Genomic DNA, 17,896 nt, shown 5'->3' with positions numbered 1-17,896 from the left:
CCTTGTCTGACGGTCACTCGGTCGATGCGGCTTTCAGCGAATTGGCATAATAGGCCTGTCTGGCCTGCAGCCGCTCGCGGTAGCGCTGCTGGCTGCGGGTCAGATGCGTGCGCATCGCCTCGCGCGCGGCCTCGGCATCGCCTGCCGAGATCGCGTTCAGAATGACGAGATGCTCGCGCTGCAGGCCGCGCTGGTACTGGTCCGACTGGACGAGCTCTGTCGACCAGGGCGAGGTCACGTCGCAGGGAATGGCGCGGCGTCCCAGCACATCGAGCATCTCGACATAGAACGGGTTGTTGGTGGCGCTGGCGATCGCGCGGTGGAAGGCGAGGTCGGCCGGGCCGGTCGGCTGGCTGGCGAGCAGCAGCCGCTCGAACTCGAAGAAGGCCTCCTGGATCGCGGCCTCCTGGGCGGCGTTGCGGCGGATGGCGGCGAGGCCCGCCGATTCGATCTCGATCGCGAGACGGACCTCGAGCACGTTGAGCGCGACCGAATCCTTGGCTCCCATGTCGGCGGCCAGAACGCCGAAGCTCGTCGAGATGTGCTCGCTGACGAAGACGCCGGCGCCTTGCCGCGCTTCGACCAGGCCATCGGCGGCAAGCTTGGCCAGCGCCTCGCGGATGACCGTGCGGCTGACGCCGAAAGTCTCCGTCAGCTGGCCTTCGGTCGGCAGCTTCTGTCCGGGCGGAATCTCGCCTGCCAAGAGCTGTTTGCGGATCGCCGCGACCACGGTCTCCGACAGTTTCGGCTTGCGTTCGACCCTGAGGTCGGCAGCTGTTTGGGACACGTCGTGCCCTCCTAATGGAACAGGCTCGGCAGCCACAATGAGATTTCCGGTATGTAGGTGACAAGCATCAGCACCATGAAGGCCGCTCCATAGAACGGCCAGATCGAGCGCATTGCCGTCCAGATGGGAATGCGGCCAATGGCGCAACTGACGAACAGTACCGCGCCCACCGGCGGCGTGCAGAGGCCGATGCCGAGATTGAGGATCAGGATGACGCCGAAATGCACGGGATCGACGCCATAGGCCATGACCACCGGCAGGAAGATCGGCGTGGTGATGATGATGAGCGGCGACATATCCATGAATGTGCCGAGGATGAGCAGGACGACATTGATCAGGAGCAGTATGACCAGCTTGTTGTCGGACACGGACTGCAAAAACGCGACAAGCGCTGCCGGAACGCGGAGATAGGCCAGCAACCAGCCGAAGGCCGCGGCGCAGCCGATGATCATCAGCACCATCGCTGTCGTGCGCACCGCCGCGGTCGTCGCGGTGACGAAATCGTTCCAGCTCATCGAGCGGTAGATGATCAACGTCACCAGGAAAGCATAGACGATGGCAATGCAGGAGCTTTCGGTGGCGGTGAAGATGCCGGAGCGGACGCCGCCAAAGATGATGCCGATCAGGATCAGCCCGGGAATGGCGGCGACAAGCAGCTGCAAGGCCCGGCCGAAACCGGCAAAGGGTTCCGTCGGATAGCCGCGCCGGCTTGCCACCACATAGGCGGTGACCATCAGCGACAGGGCCAGCAACAGCCCCGGCAGAACGCCGGCGGTGAAAAGATCCGCGATCGAGATGCGGCCGCCGGCCGAGATCGAATAGATGATCATGTTGTGCGACGGCGGGATCAGCAGCGCAATGATGGCGCCGACGGAGGTGATGTTGACGGCATAGTCGACGCCGTAGCCGCGCGCCTTCATCTGCGGGATCATCAGCCCGCCGACCGCTGAGGCATCGGCTACCGCCGAACCGGAAATACCGCCGAACATGGTCGACGCGGCAATGTTGACTTGGCCCAGACCGCCGCGCAGATGGCCGACCAGGGACCCGGCCAATGCCACCAGGCGGGCGGCGATGCCGCCGCGAACCATAAGGTCGCCGGCGAAGATGAAGAACGGAATGGCCATCAGCGAAAAGACGCTGACGCCGGAATTGAGCCGCTGGAACACAACGACCGGTGGCAGGCCGATCGTGAGGATCGTCGCGAAGCTGGCGACGCCGAGGCAGAACGCGATCGGCGTGCCGATAACCAGCAGGAAGACGAAAGTGCCGAAAAGCACGATCAGCGCCATGGTTCAGAGCTCCTCGCCGGTCGCGTAGATGTCGGCATCGACCGGCAGCCCGGCAAAGCGCCCCGCCAGCCGCTCGAGTGAAAACAGGCAGACCAGCCCGCCCCCCAGAATGACCGGCAGGAAGCTGACGCCGCCGGGCAAGGCGAGCGATGGCATTACCGTGTTCCAGGTCAGCCTGGCCAGCTGCACGCCGTAGACGATCATGCCGGCGCCGAAGGCCAGCACGACGAGATCGGAAATGCTGCGCAGCACCGCCTTGGCCGAGGCAGGCAAGACATAGAGCAGCACGTCGAAGCCGAGATGCGTGCGCTCGCGCACGCCGACGGCGGCGCCGAGAAAGATGAACCAGCCCATCAGCAGCACGGATGAGGACTCGGTCCAGCTCGGCGAGCGGTTCAGCACGTAGCGCGAGAAGACCTGCCAAAAGATGATGACGGTCATCAGCGTCAGCCCGGTTCCGCTGACCCACAAGGCCAACCGCGCCAGCCCAGAAAGGGCCCGTTCCACCCGCAGCCAGAACCCTTTCGGACCCGACCGGCTGGATGGCAGCACGGAAGCCTCCGTGCCGCCGGGCCCGTTGCCGATCCCGGTCATTTCGTCGCCTGGATACGGGCGGCGAGGTCCTTGAGCTCGGGCGTCGACAGATATTTGTCGTAGACCGGCTTCATGGCGTCGATCAGCGGCTGCTTGTCGATCTCGCTGATCTTGACGCCGGCCTTCTCGACGATGTCGCGCGACTTCTTCTCCTGCGCGTCCCACAGCTCGCGCATCTTGACGACGCTGTCCTTGGCCGCCTGGCGCACGATCGCCTGGTCTTCCGGCGCCAGCTTGTCCCAGCTTGCCTTCGACATCACCAGCACCTCCGGCACGATCTGGTGCTGATCCAGCGTGTAGTGCTTGGCGACCTCGTAATGCTTGGCGGATTCGAAGCTCGGCCAGTTGTTCTCGGCGCCGTCGATGACGCCGGTCTGCAGCGCCGAATAGACCTCGCCATAGGCCATCGGCGTGGCGTTGGCGCCGAGCGCGTTCACCATGTCGACGAACACGTCCGACTGGATGACGCGGAACTTCATGCCCTTCATGTCTGCCATCGAGGCGATGTCCTTCTTGGTGTTGTAGAAGGAGCGCGCGCCGGAATCGTAGAAGGCGAGTCCGACAAGGTCATGCGCCTCGAACGCCTTCAGGATCTGGTCGCCGATCGGCCCGTCCATGACATGCCGCATATGCTCGACCGAGCGGAAGATGTAGGGCAACGACGGCACAGCGGTTTCCGGCACGATGCCGTTGAACGGCCCCATGGAGACGCGATCGAGGTCGATGACGCCGGCCTGGGTCTGCTCGATCGTATCCTTTTCCTCGCCGAGCTGCGCCGAATGATAGACCTCGATCGAATAGCGCCCGTTGGTGCGCTGCTTGATCAGCTCGCCCATATATTTGACCGCCTCGACTGTCGGATAGCCGTCCGGATGGGTGTCCGAAGAGCGCAGGACGGTTTCGGCCTGCGCGGCGCCGATCATCAAGGACCCGATGGCGAATGTCGCCGCCAGCAATCTCGAAATACGCAACATGTCTTTCCTCCCTTCAAAAATCACGAATACCTTGGTTCAGAGTCGGTACGCTTTCTTGGCAAGCGAGTAGGCAAGCTCCCGCGCCAGCTCATGCGCCTCCTCCTCCCGGAGGCGATGCTCGGCGACCAGCCGCGCCAGAAAGGCGCAGTCGACACGCCGCGCGACGTCGTGACGCGCCGGGATCGACGGGAAGGCGCGCGTGTCGTCATTGAAGCCGACGGTGTTGTAGAAGCCCGCCGTCTCCGTGGTCATCTCGCGGAAGCGGCGCATGCCTTCCGGGCTGTCGTGGAACCACCAGGCCGGCCCGAGCTTGAGCGCCGGATAGACGCCGGCGAGCGGCGCCAGCTCGCGCGCATAGCTCGTCTCGTCGAGCGTGAACAGGATGATCGTGAGGTCGCGCTCCAGCCCGACGCAGTCGAGCAGCGGCTTCAGCGCCGACACATAATCGGTCCGCGTCGGGATATCGAAGCCCTTGTCGCGGCCGAATTTCTGGAAAACGGAAGGCGAATGATTGCGCCATGATCCAGGATGGATCTGCATCGCCAGGCCGTCGTCGCGGCTCATCTTGGCCATCTCGGTCAGCATCTGGGCCCGGAACAGTTTTCGCTCGCGCTCATCCTCGGAGCCGCGCCGGATGCGGTTGAACAACTCCTGCGCCGCCGCGTCGGAGAGATTGGCGGTCTCTGCCGTCGGATGGCCGTGATCGGACGAGGTCGCGCCGAACTCCTTGAAATAGGCGCGCCGCTTTCGATGCGCATCGAGATATCCGGACCACGTGCCGGTATCGCATCCGGTGATCTCGCCGAGCCTATCCAGATTGGCCGCGAAGCCCCCGAAATCGGGATCGACCACGGCGTCCGGCCGATACGCGGTGACAACGCGGCCCTTCCAGCCGCTGTCGCGGATCGTCCGGTGCCATTGGAGGTCGTCGAGCGCGCCTTCGGTCGTCGCGATCACCTCGATGTTGAAGCGTTCGAACAGCGCGCGCGGCCGATAGTCGTCGCGTTGCAGCAGCGCGGCGATCGTGTCGTAGATGCGGTCGGCGCTGGCTGCGGTGAGCGGCTCCCCGATGCCGAACAGATGCTCGAACGCATGGTCGAGCCACAGCCGCGTCGGCGTGCCGCGGAAGAGATAATAATGCTCGGCGAAGCGTCGCCAGATGGCCCGGCCGTCGGTTTCGACGGGTGCGCCGTCGAGCGTCGGGACGCCGAGTTCCTCAAGCCGCACGCCCTGGCTGAACAGCATGCGGAAAATGTAATGGTCCGGCACGATCAAGAGCTGCGCCGGGTCGGAAAACGCTTCGTTAAGCGCGTACCAGCGCGGGTCGGTGTGGCCGTGCGGACTGACGATCGGCAGGTCCTTCACACCCGCGTAGAGGGCGCGCGCCAATGATCGCGTTTCCGGCGCGAACAACAGGTCCGGATCGGTCAATGCGGCCACGCAGCTCCTCCCAGGCTTCGCTATTGGTAGATCGGCCGGAGATAATGTCAACATACAAATATTATGCAGTTGTATGATGACTTTCGAATGGAACCCGGCCATTGTGCACGGCGACAGCGGGTGTTAGGTCGCTGCCGTCGTTTTCCGATCGGAGACCCAGCTTCCATGAACGGCCGCCTGTCCAACGCCACCCTTGCGGAGCTGCCGGCCGAAGTTCTGGTGCCTCGCTACGACCGCAAGTCCGTCGCGCCCGGCATCGTCCATCTTGGCGTCGGGGCCTTTCACCGTGCCCACCAGGCCGTCTATGTCGATGCCTGTCTGGCGGATGGCGAGAGCGATTGGGGCATCATCGGCGTCTCGCTGCGCAGCCCTGACACGCGCGATGCGCTCAAGCCGCAGGACGGGCTCTACACGCTGGCAATCAGGGACAGCGCCGGCGAACAGTTGCAGGTCATCGGCTCGATTCAGTCCTTGCTCGTCGCTCCGGAGGACCCTGGCGCGGTGCTCGCCGCGCTCACCGATCCGCGCACCCGCATCGTCACGCTCACCATCACCGAAAAGGCCTATCTCAGGGCAGCCGACGGCACGCTCGACACTGCGCACCTCGATATCGTGCACGACCTCGCCAACCCCGGATCGCCGAAGACGGCGCATGGGTTTCTCGCCGAGTCGCTCGCGCGCAGACGCGCGGCGGGCACGCCCCCTTTCACCGTGCTCTGCTGCGACAACCTGCCGGCCAACGGCGCGACGCTGCATCGGTTGTTGGTCGAGTTCGCGAAATTGCGCGATGCCCAGACAGGCTCCGGCGACCGGCCGTTGGCAGGCCATATCGCCGATGAAGTGGCCTTCCCGTCCTCCATGGTCGATCGCATCGTGCCGGCGACCACTGACGCCGATCGCGCCCGCATCGCTGGCGAGCTCGGCATTGATGATGCGTGGCCGGTGATGACCGAGCCGTTCCGCCAATGGGTGATCGAGGACCGCTTTCCCGCCGGGCGGCCGGCCTGGGAGAAATTCGGCGTCACCATGGTCGAGGACGTCGGCCCCTTCGAGGACATGAAGCTGCGGCTGCTCAACGGCGCGCATTCGGGCATCGCCTATCTCGGCCTGCTCAGCGGCCACGCCACCGTCGACCGCGCCTTTGCCGATCCGGCGATCCGGCAGTTCGTCGATAGGCTCTGGGCCGAGGCCATTCCAACCCTGCCGCAGGATGCCGGGCTCGACACAAGCGCCTACACGGCCGAGCTCGCCGCTCGCTTTTCCAACACCGCGCTTGCCCACCGCACTGCGCAGATCGCCAATGACGGCAGCCAGAAGCTGCCGCAACGCATCGTCGCCTCCGCCCTCGCCCGGCTGGAGGCCGGCTCGCTGCCGGAACATCTGTCGCTGGTTGTCGCCGCCTGGATCGCCGCCTGCGCCGCGCGCGGTAGCAGCTTGCCTGAGGGCCATTTCACCGACCCGCTCGATGCTGCCCTCGGCGAGCTGTTCGGCCGCAATCTGCCGACGGCGACAATGGCCGAGGCCGTGTTCGACCTCGCCGGCTTCGCCAAAGGCCACCCGGAACGGCGGAAATTGATCGAATTTGTCGCCACGCACCTCGTCCATTTCAAGCAGGGCGGCCCGCAACTGGCTCTCGCCGCGCTCGGCATTAATGGCAAGAGCAGAAAGGCCGATTAGGTCTAGTGGCCCTGCACAGGGACTTTGACCGGTCGGCTCTGTTTGCGTTGGCAGGCGGCATGCCTTGGAGATTGGCCGAAACGCCCATCGCGATCGTCATTCCAGGGCGGAGCAGGAGCGAAGCTCCGTCGCGAAGACCCTGGAATCCATGCCGTTACCTTCGCCAAGGCGTGCAACGGAGCAGAATTCTGCACCGCTGCAACGCCTACAGGTAACGGAATGGATTCTATGGTCTGCGCGCGTCGCTTCGCTCCTTGCTCCGCCATAGAATGACGAGCTTGGGGCGGCTTCAACCAATCTCCGGCGTTTGCGCTTATTTCACGCAAATGAACGGAAATCTTGCACCAAGACAAACGCCAACCTTTCAAAATCCCTGTGTCGGGAAACTAGCGGCTCGACGGCGGCTTACCGGCCGACCCGTTCACGACCTGGCGCGAAGCATAATCGAGACCTCTCGAGTTCCAGAACAGCCGAGCGGCCCCCAATGGGCCATGCTTTGCTATTCAAACCAGCATTGTGGGAACGGCACCTCGATCAGTACATGAGTGACCTTGACGGCCCACGCAATCCTAGATCCGCTGCGTTGTAGGTCCGGCATTTTTCGCGGCAAGGAGACAATCTGTGGCGCATGAACTTTCACCAAGAAGATATCCTGAAATGAGCGGCAAGATTGCTCTTGTGACGGGCGGCAGCACAGGAATTGGTCTGGCGACAGCCCAAGCCTTTGCTCATGAGGGGGCGACCGTCATCATCGCTAGCCGCAATGAAAAGCGCGAAGCAGGCTCTAACAACGCTCTCGGACGATGGCCGTGGAAGATGGACGCAGTGCGATGTGACGGACGGTCGCGATGTCGATAGGCTTATATCTTCAATACTGAAAGAACACGGACAGATCGACTACGCCTCTTTAACAATGCTGGCAGCGGAGGAAAAATGTCTCCAATCGCGAGCATGAGCGAAGATGCATGGGGTAAGACGATCAACGGTTATCTTACGTCCGTTTTTCTCTGCATGCGCTATCAGTTGCCCGCCGTGCTCAAAGCCGGGCGCGGTGTCATCGTCAATAATTCGTCGGTCGAAGGACTGCGAGGTTATCCGCTTCCGGAGGGGCGGCATATGCCGCTGCCAAGCACGGAGTGTTGGGCTTAACGCGAAGCGCGGCACTTGAACATGCCAAGGACGGCGTTCGTATTACAGCGATTTGCCCTGGCTGGATCGGCACACCGCCTGTCGACAATTTCATAAAAAAGAACGGGAAAATTGGCGCTTAGATCACGGCGCAAGAGCCGATCGGTCGGCTTTGAACGCCTGCTGAAGTCGCAGGCGGCGTTCTCTGGCTTTGCTCGGATGCGGCATCCTTCATGCTCGGAAGTCCGCTAATTCTCGATGGCGGTTATATGGCGTAGTATCGCAGAAATCCTAACTTCCGCGACAAAAACGGGATTGCTGATTTTCTGGGAAGTTCCGTCGCAAAAATCAGGTGCAAAAGCCAGATTTTCGCGGCAGGAAGTATTCCACATTTAGGTTAGGGGGCTGGGGCAAGGCCCCGCTTTCAAAATTGTCGCCCGATGCGGATCGGTCTGTCTTCCGAGACGGACTTCAGGCCGGCAGCAGCGCGCCTTCCAACGTGGTGAGCTGGCTAAGGAACTGCTCAGCCTTGCTGCGGCTCTCGTCGTCCTTGGCGTCGGCCGCGTCTTCTTTGGCCTCCTGGATGCGGCGAGCCAGATCGGCGCGATCGATGTCGTTCACATGCGTCGCCGATTCGGCAAGAAGCGTGCAGCCGGAAGGCAGGATGTCGGCGAAACCGCCGAACACGACGAAGCGCTCTTCCTTGCCGCCCGCGGTCTTTATCGTAACGACGCCGGGCTTGATGGTCGTCATGACCGGCGCGTGCTGCGCCATCACCGTCATCTCGCCTTCGGCGCCCGGGATGACGACGGACTCGACCTGCTCGGAAACGAGCAGCTTTTCCGGCGAGACCAGTTCGAACTTGAAAGCTTCAGCCATGTTCAATTTTAGCGAGTAGGGAATAGCGAGTAGCGAGTAGTGAAGAAACTCGCCAAACCCTTTGCTCCCTATTCGCTACTCCCTATTCGCTATTCGCTTTCTTATGCCGCTTCAGCCGCCAGGCGCTGCGCCTTCTCGACCGCTTCGTCGATGCCGCCGACCATGTAGAAGGCGGCTTCCGGCAGGTGGTCGTAGTCGCCGGCGCAAAGGCCCTTGAAGCCCTTGATGGTGTCGGCGAGGTCGACCAGCTTGCCCGGAGATCCGGTGAACACTTCGGCCACGAAGAACGGCTGCGACAGGAAGCGCTCGATCTTGCGGGCGCGGGCAACCGTCTGCTTGTCCTCTTCCGAAAGCTCGTCCATGCCAAGGATCGCGATGATGTCCTGCAGCGACTTGTAGCGCTGCAGGATCGACTGCACCTGGCGGGCGACCTGGTAGTGCTCCTCGCCGACGACCATCGGGTCGAGCATGCGCGAGGTGGAATCCAGCGGATCAACGGCCGGATAGATGCCCTTTTCCGAGATCGCCCGGTTGAGCACGGTCGTGGCGTCGAGGTGGGCGAAGGACGTCGCCGGCGCCGGGTCGGTCAAGTCGTCGGCCGGAACGTAGATCGCCTGCACCGAGGTGATCGAGCCCTTGGTTGTGGTCGTGATGCGTTCCTGCAGCGCGCCCATGTCGGTGGCCAGCGTCGGCTGGTAACCCACGGCGGAAGGAATGCGGCCGAGCAGCGCCGACACTTCCGAGCCAGCCTGCGTGAAGCGGAAGATGTTGTCGACGAAGAACAGCACGTCCTGCCCCTGGTCGCGGAAATATTCGGCGACGGTGAGGCCGGTCAGGCCGACGCGGGCGCGCGCGCCCGGCGGTTCGTTCATCTGGCCGTAGACGAGCGCGGCCTTGGATCCGGCACCGCCGCCCTTCTTGTTGACGCCCGATTCGATGAACTCGTGATAGAGGTCGTTGCCTTCGCGGGTGCGCTCGCCGACGCCGGCGAACACCGAGAAGCCGCCATGCGCCTTGGCGACGTTGTTGATCAGCTCCTGGATCAGCACGGTCTTGCCGACGCCGGCGCCGCCGAACAGGCCGATCTTGCCGCCGCGGGCATAAGGCGCCAGGAGGTCGAGAACCTTGATGCCGGTGACCAGGATCTGCGCTTCCGTCGACTGATCGACATAGGCCGGGGCGGGCTGGTGGATGGCGCGCATTTCGACGCCGTCGACCGGGCCTTCCTCGTCGACCGGCTCGCCGATGACGTTGATGATGCGGCCGAGCATGCCGGGACCGACCGGAACCGAGATCGGCGCGCCGGTGTCATAGACCTGCTGGCCGCGAACGAGACCTTCGGTCGAGTCCATGGCGATGCAGCGCACGGTGTTCTCACCGAGATGCTGGGCCACCTCGAGCACCAGGCGGTTGCCGACATTGTCGGTCTCCAGCGCGTTCAGAATGGCCGGCAGGTGATCCTCGAACTGCACGTCGACGACAGCGCCGATGACCTGGCGGACCTTGCCGGCGGCGCCGACCCGCTTCGTCGATACGCTTGCCGCCTTGGCCGGAGCCGCAGCCTTGGCCGGAGCGGCCGCCTTCTTCGCCGGAGCGGCGGCCTTCGCGGCTGCTGCCGGGGCCTTCGCCGCCTTGGGGGCCGGTGCCGCCTTGGCGGCGGTCTTCGGGGTAGCTGCTTTCGCCATCGTCTTTGCCCTTTTCGTCTATCCGTTGTTCACGCCGCCCGCCGGTATCCCGCGCGGCGCGTGATTAGAGCGCCTCGGCGCCCGAAATGATCTCGATCAGTTCCTTGGTGATCTGCGCCTGCCGCTGGCGGTTGTAGGTGATCGACAGCTTGTTGATCATGTCGCCGGCGTTGCGCGTCGCATTGTCCATCGCGCTCATCTTGGCGCCCATCTCGCCGGCCGCGTTCTCCAGCAGCGCGCGGAAGATTTGCACGGCGATGTTACGCGGGATGAGGTCGGAAAGGATCTCGCCCGGCTCCGGCTCGTATTCGTAGACGGCATTGCCGCCATTGGTCGCCTCAGGAGCTGTGGATCCGGCGCCCGCCGGTATGATCTGCTGGGCCGTCGGGATCTGGCTGATCACCGACTTGAACTGCGAATAGAACAGCGTGCAGATGTCGAAGCCGCCATCGTTGAAGAGATGGATGACCTTGCGCGCGATCGCATCGGCATTGGCGAAGCCGAGAGTCTTCACCTCGCGCAGGTCGACACGCTCCAGGATCATCGAAGCGTAGTCGCGGCGCAGGATGTCATAGCCCTTCTTGCCGACACAGATGATCTTCACCTGCTTGCCGTCGGCCAGCAGCCTGCGGATGTGATCGCGGGCGAGGCGCGCGATCTGCGAGTTGAAGCCGCCGCACAGGCCGCGCTCGGCCGTGCAGACGATGAGCAGATGCACATCGTCCCGGCCGGTGCCCGTCATCAGCGCCGGGGCATCGCCGCCGCCGCCGATCGCCTGGGTGATGTTGGCCAGGACCGCGCCCATGCGCTCGGAATAGGGTCTAGCTGCTTCCGCCGCTTCCTGCGCGCGACGCAGCTTCGCCGCGGCGACCATCTGCATCGCCTTGGTGATCTTCTGCGTCGCCTTGACCGAGGCGATACGGTTACGAAGGTCTTTTAACGAAGCCATGCTTCAAACCCGATCCCGTCCAGCTTCGTTCAAGCGAAGGTCTTGGCGAAGGCGTCGATCTCGGCCTTGAGCTTGGCGCGCAAATCGTCCGACAGCGCCTTCTCCTTGCGGATGCCGTCGAGCACGTCCTTGCCGGCCGAGCGCATATGGCTGAGCAGCCCATGCTCGAACTTGCCGACCTGGTTCAGCGGCAGCTTGTCGAGATAACCGTTGACGCCGGCGAAGATCACCGCGACCTGTTCCTCGACCTTGAGCGGCGAGAATTGCGGCTGCTTGAGCAGCTCGGTCAGGCGCGAACCGCGGTTGAGCAGACGCTGCGTTGCCGCGTCGAGATCGGAGCCGAACTGCGCGAAGGCAGCCATTTCGCGATACTGCGCGAGCTCGCCCTTGATGGAGCCGGCGACCTGCTTCATCGCCTTGATCTGCGCCGAGGAGCCGACGCGCGACACCGACAGGCCGACGTTCACCGCCGGACGGATGCCCTGGAAGAACAGGTTGGTTTCGAGGAAGATCTGGCCGTCGGTGATGGAGATCACATTAGTCGGGATGTAGGCCGACACATCATTGGCCTGCGTCTCGATGATCGGCAGCGCGGTCAGCGACCCGTTGCCATTGTCGTCATTGAGCTTGGCGGCGCGCTCGAGCAAGCGCGAGTGCAGGTAGAAGACGTCGCCCGGATAGGCTTCGCGGCCCGGCGGGCGACGCAGCAGGAGCGACATCTGGCGGTAGGCGACGGCCTGCTTCGACAGATCGTCATAGCTGATCAGCGCATGCATGCCGTTGTCGCGGAAATATTCGCCCATGGTGCAGGCGGTGAACGGTGCCAGGAACTGCATCGGCGCCGGATCGGACGCGGTGGCGGCGACGATGATCGAATATTCGAGCGCGCCGCGCTCTTCCAGCACCTTGACGAACTGCGCCACGGTCGAGCGCTTCTGGCCGACGGCGACGTAGACGCAGTAGAGCTTTTCCTTCTCTGGGCCGTTGTCGTGCACCGACTTCTGGTTCAGCATCGTGTCGAGGATGATGGCGGTCTTGCCGGTCTGGCGGTCGCCGATGACCAGCTCGCGCTGGCCGCGGCCGACCGGGATCAGCGCATCGATGGCCTTGAGGCCGGTCGACATTGGCTCATGCACCGACTTGCGCGGGATGATGCCGGGCGCCTTGACGTCGACACGCTTGCGTTCGGTCGCCTTGATCGGGCCCTTGCCGTCGATCGGGTTGCCCAGCGCGTCGACGACGCGGCCGAGCAGGCCCATGCCGACAGGCGCGTCGACGATGGCCCCGGTGCGCTTGACGGTGTCGCCTTCCTTGATGTCGCGGTCAGCACCGAAGATGACGACGCCGACATTGTCGGCCTCGAGGTTCAGCGCCATGCCGCGGATGCCGCCCGGGAATTCGACCATCTCGCCGGCCTGGACGTTATCGAGGCCGTAGACGCGGGCGATGCCGTCACCGACGGACAGAACCTGGCCGACTTCGGAAACCTCGGCCTCCCTGCCGAAATTCTTGATCTGGTCTTTCAGAATTGCGGAAATTTCCGCGGCGCGGATGTCCATCAGCCGACCTCTTTCAGTGCAAGCTTGAGCGAATTGAGTTTGGTTTTGAGCGACGTATCGATCTGGCGCGAGCCCATCTTGACGATCAGCCCGCCGAGCAGCGACGGATCGACGGTCATGGCAATGGCCACGTCCTTGCCGGCGATGCTCTTCAGCGTCGCCTTGAGTTCATCTTGCTGCGCGGCCGTCAGCGCATGCGCCGAGGTGACCTCGGCTGACGCCTCGCCGCGATGGTCGGCGGCGATCTGGCGGAACGCCTTGATCATGCCGGGCACCGCGAACAGGCGGCGGTTCTTGGCGACCACGCGCAGGAAATTGCCGACCAGGCCGGTGATCTGGGCCTTATCGGCGATGGCGGCGATGGCCCTTGCCTGGTCCTCGCCGGAAAACACCGGGCTGTTGATCAGCCGCGCGAGATCGTCGCTGCCGTTGAGCATTGCCTCGAAGCTGGCGAGGTCGGCCTCGACTTTGGCAACTGAATTGTCCTGCAGCGCAAGCTCGAACAGCGAGCCTGCATAGCGTTCGGCGACAGCTGAGATTGGCGATGACGATTGGGCCACGGACCGTCTTTTCTCTTGTCTGACAGGCCGCAGATTGTTGGCGCGAGCGAAAACTCTGGCTAAATCTTTGACCTTACTGCATTTTTCCAAGCACGGAGGCGCGGCTTCCGCTATCCCCGGTCGAAAGTCGATTGCCGTCTAGCACAGGCTTTTTAAGACCGCAATGCATCGTCCGGCATGGTTTTCAGGCACTTTTGTCGCATCAGGCGGCTGGGGTGAACCCCAAGCGCCGGATTCACGGTACAAAGCCGAAGGCAAAGGCCAGCGGCAGCGCCGCCAGCGCCAATTCAACCACGATCGAAACCCAGTTGAAAGGGGTGTTGGCGCCGTCCGACATCATCGACAAGAGCCGGCCGAAGGCGGTGAACAGCCAGGAGAAGCCCAGCGCCATGTAAAGCAGCGGCTGCGCCAGAAGAATGCAGCACAGGCTGACGCCGAGATAGAAGCCCGACATGCGGCCGCGTCCCTCGGCGATCGCCGCCGCTTTCTCGGGCCTTGGCTGCAGGCGCAGCGCGCGAAACGCAAGCCCCGGCGCCAGGAACAGGAACAGGCCGAGCGCCAAAGTCACGACGGCGCTCGACCAGGCCAGCCATTCGCCCTGGCTCGCCGGCCACGGAAACGCGAAGTCCATAAAAAAATCCCCCTTTATTTCTCGTTCTGAAACAGCGGCATTCTAGCCGGGGAATGAAGGCGCGCCAGAGGACGGCGGGCGCATTGGGAATCCCGCATCAGGCGAGCGCGAAATCGACCGCGGCCTCGGCGTGGATGCGCGTCGTGTCGAAGACTGGAACGTCGAAATCGCCCTGGCCGATCAGCATGGTGATCTCGGTGCAGCCCATGATGACGCCGTCCACCCGGTCGGTGCGCCGCATCCGGCCGACCTCGTCGAGATAGGCGGATTTCGATTCGGGCCTGATGATGCCCTGGCAAAGCTCGTCATAAATCACCCGGTGCACCATGTCGCGGCCGGCCTGGTCCGGCACGATCGGCTGCAGGCCGTATTTGTCCGCGAGCCGTCCCTTGTAGAAATCCTGCTCCATGGTGAAACGCGTCGCCAGCAGCGCCGGCCGCTTCACGCCGGCATTGATGACGGCATGCGCGGTGGCGTCGGCAATATGGATGAGCGGGATCGATATGGCCGCCTGCACCGCGTCGGCCAGCTTGTGCATGGTGTTGGTGCAGATCACCAGGCCCTCGGCGCCGCCCGCCTCCAGCTTGCGCGCGGCTTCCACCAGAAGGACGCCCGCGCCTTCCCAGTCGCTCGCATGCTGGCGTTTGGCGATCTCGGCGAAATCGAACGACCACAACAACAGCTTGGCCGAATGAAGCCCGCCCAGCCGCTCGCGCACGATCTCGTTGAGCAGGCGGTAATAGATCGCCGTCGATTCCCAGCTCATGCCGCCGATCAGGCCGAGGATTTTCAGCTGGACTTGTTCCCTTGCTATGCAATCTCTATATTGTGACCACACGAGACTACAAGCGAGGCAACCTTGAAAACCGTCCAGCTTCGGGAGGCTAAGGCAGGGCTGTCGGCACTCGTCGAGGCCGCGGGAAATGGTGAGCCTACGACCATCACCAGGCATGGCAAGCCAGCAGCGGCCATCGTATCCGTCGAAGACTTGCAAAAGCTTTATCCGGTCAAGCGTCGAAACTTCGGAGAGTTCCTTCTGACTTATCCGGGGGGGATCGAGCTTGAAAGGAACGCGTCACCGTCGCGGGACGCCGATCTTTGAGCGGCTATCTTATCGATACGTCCATCTTATCGGCACTCGCGCCTGGAAAACCGCCTCTTGCAAAAGACATCGCCGACTGGATCGTGGCGCAGGGCGCAAAGCAAGCACTTTTCGTACCGGTTATAGCCATCACCGAGATCGAGAAAGGCATTTGCAAGCTGGCTCGCGCCGGAGCGACAAAACGCGCTGAGGGTCTCGCTGCCTGGCTCAACGAAACTATCGAAGACTTCGCGGAACAAATTCTGGAGATCAATTCTGATATAGCGCGCAGGGCGGGTCAAATGGAGGAAGCGGCCTCCGCGCAAGGAAAGAATCCGGGGCTGGCGGACATATTGATCGCGGCCACCGCGGCAACCAACGAACTCACTGTGATAACCGCAAATATCAGGCACTTTGAGACGCTGGGCGTTTTGTGCAGGAATATCCTGCAAGACCCGCCAATCCCCGACTAGTTACAAAAAGCTCTGCGGGTCGATGTCGACCTGCACCCTGACCGAGCCGCGCAGCTTCGGTCCATTCGCCAGCATGGCCCGAATAAAACCCTGCATGTCGGCGCGCCGTTCGCCCTGCACCAGCAGCCGAAAGCGGTGCCGGCCGCCGATCAGCGACAAGGGCGCCTCGGCCGGGCCGAGCACGAAGAGGTCAGTAGCTTGCGGCGCCGCGCGCCTTAACCCCCGCGCATGGCTTTCCGCCTCGCCGCGTGTCGCGGCGCTGACGATGATGCCGGCGAGCCGGCCGAAAGGCGGCAGCGCCGCCCGTTCGCGCTCGGCGATCTCGCGCTCGTAAAACGCTTCCGAATCGCCCGAGACGATCGCCCGCATCACCGGATGATCCGGCTGGTAGGTCTGAAGAAGGCCGAGGCTCTTCTTGCCGGTGCGGCCGGCGCGCCCCGTCACCTGGCTGAGCAGCTGGAAGGTGCGCTCGGCGGCGCGCGGATCGCCGTTGGCCAACCCCAGATCCGCATCGACCACGCCGACCAGCGTCATGCCGGGGAAATTGTGCCCCTTGGCGACGAGCTGAGTGCCGATGACGATATCGGCCTCGCCATTGGCGACGGCCTCGAGCTCGAGCCTGAGCCGGCGCACGCCGCCCAGAAGATCGGACGACAGCACGATGGTGCGGGCATCGGGGAAATGCCCGACCACTTCCTCGGCGATGCGCTCGACGCCTGGGCCGCATGCCACCAGATGGTCGAGCGTGCCGCATTCCGGACAGGCTTCCGGCCGCCGCTCATTGTGGCCGCAATGATGGCAGACGAGCTGGCCGCGAAACCGGTGCTCGACCAGCCAGGCCGAGCAGACCGGGCAGCCGAAGCGGTGGCCGCAGACGCGGCAGAGCGTCAGCGGCGCATAACCGCGCCTGTTGAGGAAGAGCAGCGACTGCTCCTTCCTCTCCAGCGTGCGCTGCATCTGCTCCAGCAAGGCCGGCGACAGAAAGCCGCCGCGCGCGGGCGGCGAGCGCCGCATGTCGATCGACTTGAGGTCGGGAAGCGCTGCCTCGGCGAAGCGCGACGACAGCACGGCCCGGTCGTAGCGGCCCTGGCCGGCGTTGACCCGGCTTTCCACCGAGGGCGTCGCCGAAGCGAGCACGACGGGGAAAGCGCCGATATGGCCGCGCACCACGGCCATGTCGCGCGCATTATAAAAGACGCGGTCTTCCTGCTTGTAGGCGGGATCGTGCTCCTCGTCGACGACGATCAGGCCGAGTTCCTTGAACGGCAGGAACAGCGCCGAACGTGCGCCGGCGACGACGCGCACGCCGCCTTCCGCAATCTGGCGCCAGACGCGTTCGCGCATCCGCGGCGGCAGGTCGGAATGCCATTCCGCCGGCTTGGCGCCGAACCGGTCCTGGAAACGTTCCAGGAAGGCATGCGTGAGCGCAATTTCAGGCAACAGGATCAGAACCTGCCTGCCCTTGTCGAGCGCCGCCGCTATCGCCTCGAAATAGACTTCCGTCTTGCCCGATCCGGTGACGCCGTCGAGAAGGGTGACGTTGAAAGTGTCGGCCGCGATTGCCGCGCGCAGCTTCTCCGCCGCCGCTTTCTGGTCAGGCATCAATTCCGGCACGGCATGAGAGGGATCGGGCGCCGCCACCACCGGACGCGGCGGGATCATCACCGTCTCGAATACGCCTTGTGCCCGCAACCCATCGATGACGGTCGAGGAGACGCCGGCGGCATGCGCCAGCCCCGAGCGCGTCCAGGCAAGCCCGCCTTCGGCCGTCTCCAGCACCCGCCGCCGCGCGTCGGTCAGCCGGTCGGGTCCGGCAAGCGTGCGCTGCAGCCCTTCGATCCACGGCTCCGGATCGAACGCTTCCGGCGCGCGCAGTAGCATGCGCGCCACCATGCCAGGGGCCGACAGCGTGTATTGCGCGATCCAGTCCACGAAGCGGCGCATCGCCCTGTCGATCAGCGGGCAGTCGAACACCTCCTCGATCGGCCGCAGTTTCTTCGCATCGACGGTTTCGACGGCGCCGTCCCAGACGATGCCCGCGACCTGGCGCGGCCCGAGCGGCACGCGCACGATCGAGCCCGGCACCACGCGCATGCCTGGCGGCACGGCATAGGTGTAGGGCCGCTCGGCCGGCATCGGCACCAGCACGGGAGCGGCTGCGACAAAGGGCGAATCTTCCATCATCAG

The 17,896-nt window shown here is 63.9% G+C and carries 16 protein-coding genes; 3 read left to right on the top strand and 13 right to left on the bottom strand.

Annotation, left to right across the window (positions count from 1 at the left end):
* Positions 1-13: 13 nt before the first annotated feature.
* Genes FJW05_RS17285 through uxaC form a run of 5 tightly spaced genes read right to left on the bottom strand, consistent with a single transcriptional unit; the run spans position 14 to position 5,087 of the window.
* Positions 14-787 carry a FadR/GntR family transcriptional regulator gene (locus tag FJW05_RS17285; protein WP_140634268.1) on the bottom strand — a complete coding sequence of 258 codons (774 nt, stop codon included), beginning with the start codon at positions 785-787 and terminating at the stop codon, positions 14-16.
* An 11-nt stretch (positions 788-798) separates the two neighbouring features.
* Positions 799-2,079, bottom strand: coding sequence for a TRAP transporter large permease (locus FJW05_RS17280; protein WP_140546130.1), 1,281 nt, complete (start codon positions 2,077-2,079; stop codon positions 799-801).
* 3 nt (positions 2,080-2,082) lie between these two features.
* Positions 2,083-2,673, bottom strand: a complete 591-nt coding sequence (locus FJW05_RS17275; RefSeq protein ID WP_140634266.1) for a TRAP transporter small permease — start codon at positions 2,671-2,673, stop codon at positions 2,083-2,085.
* Positions 2,670-3,647, bottom strand: coding sequence for a TRAP transporter substrate-binding protein (locus FJW05_RS17270; RefSeq protein WP_140546131.1), 978 nt, complete (start codon positions 3,645-3,647; stop codon positions 2,670-2,672). Before FJW05_RS17270 ends, FJW05_RS17275 begins: the two co-directional genes overlap by 4 nt.
* A 36-nt stretch (positions 3,648-3,683) precedes the next feature.
* A complete protein-coding gene (gene uxaC / locus FJW05_RS17265) occupies positions 3,684-5,087 on the bottom strand; it encodes a glucuronate isomerase (protein ID WP_140634264.1) in 1,404 nt (467 codons plus the stop codon).
* Positions 5,088-5,252: 165 nt separating this feature from the next.
* On the opposite strand from uxaC, the gene FJW05_RS17260 reads away from it, so the two are divergent.
* Positions 5,253-6,764, top strand: coding sequence for a mannitol dehydrogenase family protein (locus FJW05_RS17260; protein ID WP_140634262.1), 1,512 nt, complete (start codon positions 5,253-5,255; stop codon positions 6,762-6,764).
* A gap of 1,599 nt (positions 6,765-8,363) precedes the next feature.
* Here the strand turns inward: FJW05_RS17260 and FJW05_RS17240 are convergent.
* The 7 genes from FJW05_RS17240 to FJW05_RS17210 all read right to left on the bottom strand — a co-directional run bounded on the left by FJW05_RS17240 (position 8,364) and on the right by FJW05_RS17210 (position 14,948).
* The gene (locus FJW05_RS17240; protein ID WP_140634255.1) at positions 8,364-8,771 is read right to left on the bottom strand and encodes a F0F1 ATP synthase subunit epsilon; all 408 of its coding nucleotides are present in this window, start codon (positions 8,769-8,771) and stop codon (positions 8,364-8,366) included.
* A 101-nt stretch (positions 8,772-8,872) separates the two neighbouring features.
* Positions 8,873-10,456: a F0F1 ATP synthase subunit beta gene (atpD, locus tag FJW05_RS17235; RefSeq protein WP_140634254.1), complete on the bottom strand. Its 1,584-nt coding sequence runs from the start codon at positions 10,454-10,456 to the stop codon at positions 8,873-8,875.
* A gap of 64 nt (positions 10,457-10,520) precedes the next feature.
* Positions 10,521-11,405: a F0F1 ATP synthase subunit gamma gene (locus FJW05_RS17230; protein WP_140634252.1), complete on the bottom strand. Its 885-nt coding sequence runs from the start codon at positions 11,403-11,405 to the stop codon at positions 10,521-10,523.
* Between the two features lie 29 nt (positions 11,406-11,434).
* The gene (atpA, locus tag FJW05_RS17225) at positions 11,435-12,964 is read right to left on the bottom strand and encodes a F0F1 ATP synthase subunit alpha (RefSeq protein WP_140546138.1); all 1,530 of its coding nucleotides are present in this window, start codon (positions 12,962-12,964) and stop codon (positions 11,435-11,437) included.
* On the bottom strand, positions 12,964-13,524 hold the full coding sequence (locus tag FJW05_RS17220; protein WP_140546139.1) for a F0F1 ATP synthase subunit delta: 561 nt from the start codon (positions 13,522-13,524) through the stop codon (positions 12,964-12,966). Before FJW05_RS17220 ends, atpA begins: the two co-directional genes overlap by 1 nt.
* 235 nt (positions 13,525-13,759) lie before the next feature.
* The gene (locus FJW05_RS17215) at positions 13,760-14,155 is read right to left on the bottom strand and encodes a DUF4345 family protein (RefSeq protein WP_140546140.1); all 396 of its coding nucleotides are present in this window, start codon (positions 14,153-14,155) and stop codon (positions 13,760-13,762) included.
* A 97-nt stretch (positions 14,156-14,252) separates the two neighbouring features.
* Positions 14,253-14,948: an aspartate/glutamate racemase family protein gene (locus FJW05_RS17210; RefSeq protein ID WP_140634492.1), complete on the bottom strand. Its 696-nt coding sequence runs from the start codon at positions 14,946-14,948 to the stop codon at positions 14,253-14,255.
* A gap of 66 nt (positions 14,949-15,014) precedes the next feature.
* Here FJW05_RS17210 and FJW05_RS17205 point away from each other — a divergent pair, with 66 nt between their 5' ends.
* Complete coding sequence (locus tag FJW05_RS17205) at positions 15,015-15,257, top strand: type II toxin-antitoxin system Phd/YefM family antitoxin (protein ID WP_140634250.1); 243 nt, start codon at positions 15,015-15,017, stop codon at positions 15,255-15,257.
* Positions 15,254-15,709, top strand: coding sequence for a type II toxin-antitoxin system VapC family toxin (locus FJW05_RS17200; protein WP_140634248.1), 456 nt, complete (start codon positions 15,254-15,256; stop codon positions 15,707-15,709). Before FJW05_RS17205 ends, FJW05_RS17200 begins: the two co-directional genes overlap by 4 nt.
* Here FJW05_RS17200 and FJW05_RS17195 read toward each other — a convergent pair whose 3' ends face one another.
* Positions 15,710-17,893: a primosomal protein N' gene (locus FJW05_RS17195; protein ID WP_140634246.1), complete on the bottom strand. Its 2,184-nt coding sequence runs from the start codon at positions 17,891-17,893 to the stop codon at positions 15,710-15,712.
* Positions 17,894-17,896: the final 3 nt, after the last annotated feature.

Source organism: Mesorhizobium sp. B2-9-1, from assembly GCF_006439455.1.
Classification (GTDB): Bacteria; Pseudomonadota; Alphaproteobacteria; order Rhizobiales; family Rhizobiaceae; genus Mesorhizobium.
This window is presented reverse-complemented; position numbering and strand designations above follow the sequence as displayed.